The sequence below is a fragment of the Mycoplasma sp. 1012 genome, assembly GCF_054343455.1.
Genome location: NZ_JBTGVG010000039.1, coordinates 1 through 3,365, shown reverse-complemented (window position 1 = coordinate 3,365; position 3,365 = coordinate 1). Strand labels below are relative to the sequence as shown.

Annotated in this window: 2 protein-coding genes; both read left to right on the top strand. The window is 26.4% G+C overall.

Translation table 4 applies throughout. The features are described 5' to 3' along the window. The first annotated feature begins 111 nt into the window (after positions 1-111). Complete coding sequence (locus ACXX89_RS03980; protein ID WP_458557736.1) at positions 112-1,071, top strand: HNH endonuclease signature motif containing protein; 960 nt, start codon at positions 112-114, stop codon at positions 1,069-1,071. Positions 1,072-1,197: 126 nt separating this feature from the next. Continuing rightward, a complete protein-coding gene (dnaK, locus tag ACXX89_RS03975; RefSeq protein ID WP_458557735.1) occupies positions 1,198-2,988 on the top strand; it encodes a molecular chaperone DnaK in 1,791 nt (596 codons plus the stop codon). Positions 2,989-3,365: the final 377 nt, after the last annotated feature.

Sequence of the window (3,365 nt, the reverse complement as noted above, 5' to 3'; positions counted from 1 at the left end):
TCTCTTACTAAAAAGTAAGCAAGAGAAATTTACACAAAATATCTTACACTACCTTATTTTACTCAAAAATTAGGAGAAAATGGTAAACCAAAATCTAGAAACACTTATATTATGCAGAATTTTTTGCCAGTTTTGTTGTTTAGTTATGAAAATAATATAAAAAATATTTCTGTATCATTACATCCTTTAGATTTGTTTTTATATATTGAAGAATTCCCAAAAACAATTTTAAAAGATTTTAAAATTTTTAGTACTTTGGGCATAAAAATTAATTATAGTTTAACAGCAAGACAAAAGAATAATTTGAATACTAAATTTGAAAATATAAAACATTTTCAATTAGAAAAAGAAAATTTAAAAAGGCAAAATAAAAGAAATTTATCAAGTTATATTGAGTATGATGAGTTAAAAAAAGAGATTAAACTATATGCTAAATTTGATGGAGCTAATGCATCAGATTCTTTAATCAGTGCAATAGTAATCAATAAAATATTTGAAAAAGATAAAGATATTAAGAAAAAACTTTTAATTTTAAAAACAAACGAAAAATTATTTGAAATTAAGCAAAATTTATTAAAAATTTTAAAACAAAATAATTTTGAAGTAAATAAACAGCCAATCTTTTCTCAACCTATTTTTGATATAACCCACTCTGAAGAAGACTTAAAAAGAAATCAACCTCTTTTTAAAGAAAATATAAAAATTTGATATTGTGAAAATAATTTAAATCCAGATAAATGTTTAGTTTGTGGTTATCAATTTTCAGAACATTTAATTTCAGCACATATACATAGAGTTTCGGATGTAAAAAATGAATTTAAAAATAATAAAATTTCTTTCGATAATGCTAATAAATTGATTGTTGAAGGATGTAATGGTTTTTTACTTTGCCCTACATGCGACAAAGAATTTGAATGAGGAAAAATTTTCTTTGATTTAAATTTATATAAGTTTTTTTCTAATCCAGAAAATAAATATATTACAGAAACTATCAACATAACAACAAACAAAGAAAAATTTGAAGAAAACATTAAAAAACATCTAGTGAGAATTAAAAATTTATCAAAATAAAAGTTGAGTTCCAACTTAATTTTTTTATAAATTTAAAAATTTGGCACTTTTTACTTGTGAGTGCTAAAAAATATGCTATAATGTTTTCATAAATAAAAAAATCACTTATTAAAAAGGAGAATAAATATGGCAAAAGAAATAGTATTAGGAATAGATTTAGGGACAACTAACTCTGTTGTTTCTATAATTGAAGATAAAAAACCTATAGTTTTAGAAAATCCTAACGGAAAAAGAACAACTCCTTCTGTAGTTTCTTTTAAAAATGGAGATATTATTGTTGGAGAAATTGCAAAAAGACAATTAGAAACAAATCCAGATGCAATTGCTTCTATTAAAAGATTGATGGGAACAAGCAAGACTGTAAAAGCAAATGGAAAAGAATACAAACCAGAAGAAATTTCAGCAATGATTCTTTCTTATTTAAAAGAATATGCAGAGAAAAAAATAGGAAAAAAAGTTTCAAAAGCAGTTATTACTGTTCCAGCTTACTTTGATAATGCAGAACGTGAAGCAACCAAAACTGCAGGAAAAATAGCAGGATTAGATGTTTTAAGAATAATAAATGAACCTACAGCAGCTGCTCTTGCTTTTGGACTTGACAAAACAGATAAAGAATTAAAAGTTCTTGTTTATGACTTAGGGGGAGGAACATTTGACGTTTCTGTTCTTGATTTAGCAGCAGGAACATTCGAAGTACTTTCTACAAGCGGAGACAATAGGCTTGGTGGAGATGATTGAGACCATGAAATTGTTAAATGACTTTTAGAAAAAATTAAAAGTGAATATAAATATGATGCCACAAACGACAAAATGGCAATGGCTAGATTAAAAGAAGAAGCAGAAAAAGCAAAAATTTCTCTTTCTGAACAATCAATCACTACAATTTCATTACCATTTTTAGCAGTTTCTGAAAACGGTCCAATAAATGTAGAATTAGAACTAAAAAGATCAGAATTTGAAGCAATGACTGCTTATCTTGTAGATAAAACAAGAAAACCAATTATGGATGCCTTAAAAGAAGCTAAACTGGAAGCTAAAGATTTAGATGAAATTTTATTAGTTGGTGGTTCTACAAGAATCCCTGCTGTTCAAACAATGATTGAACATACATTAGGTAAAAAACCAAATAGAAGCATTAACCCTGATGAAGTTGTAGCAATTGGTGCAGCTATTCAAGGTGGAGTGCTTGCAGGAGAAATTGATGATGTTTTATTATTAGATGTTACCCCTTTAACACTAGGTATTGAAACAATGGGTGGGATTGCAACTCCTTTAATCCCAAGAAACACAACAATTCCAGTAACTAAGTCACAAATTTTCTCAACTGCTTCTGATAATCAACCAGAAGTTACAATTTCTGTAGTTCAAGGTGAAAGACAAATGGCTGCAGATAATAAAGTTCTTGGAACATTTAACTTATCAGGAATCGAACCAGCTCCAAGAGGAGTACCACAAATTGAGGTTTCTTTCTCAATCGATGTTAATGGTATTACAAAAGTTACAGCAAAAGACAAAAAAACAAACAAAGAACAAACAATAACAATTCAAAATACATCTACACTATCTGAAGAAGAAATTCAAAAAATGATAAAAGAAGCCGAAGAAAACAGAGAAGCAGATGCAAAGAAAAAAGAGAAAGTAGAAACAACAGTTAGAGCAGAAACATTAATTTCACAATTAGAAAAATCCTTAACTGAACAAGGAGATAAAATTGACAATTCTCAAAAAGAAATGTTAACAAAACAAATTGAAGAATTAAAAACTTTATTAAAAGAAGAAAAAATTGATGAATTAAAAACAAAATTAGACCAAATAGAACAAGCTGCTCAAGCTTTTGCACAACAAAGTGCTAATTCACAAGCAAACGCTTCAAATGAAGATAATGACTCTTTTAAAGCGGATGTTAAGGAAGAATAATTTAAATAGAAAAAGGTAATTTAATACCTTTTTCTATTTTTAATACCTTTAATTGAGGGCAGTAACACATTTTGTGTAAAAATTTCTCAATAGCAAATATTTAAACTAAAATATTTATAAGGAGAAATTTTTTTATGACTAAAAAATTAGAAACTGCTAAAAAACTTTATGAAAAAAACAAACCAAAAACATAAAATTAATTATTTTTCAATAATTCATTAATTGTTTTAAAAGATAAACTTTTTACAATGTTAATTTTATATTTTTTTGGAACAATAGAGAAATTGTATTGAATTTTACTGTTGGATAAATTATAGCTTTCAGGTAGTGTAAGATATTTTGTGTAAATTTCTCTTGCTTACTTTTTAGTAAGAGAT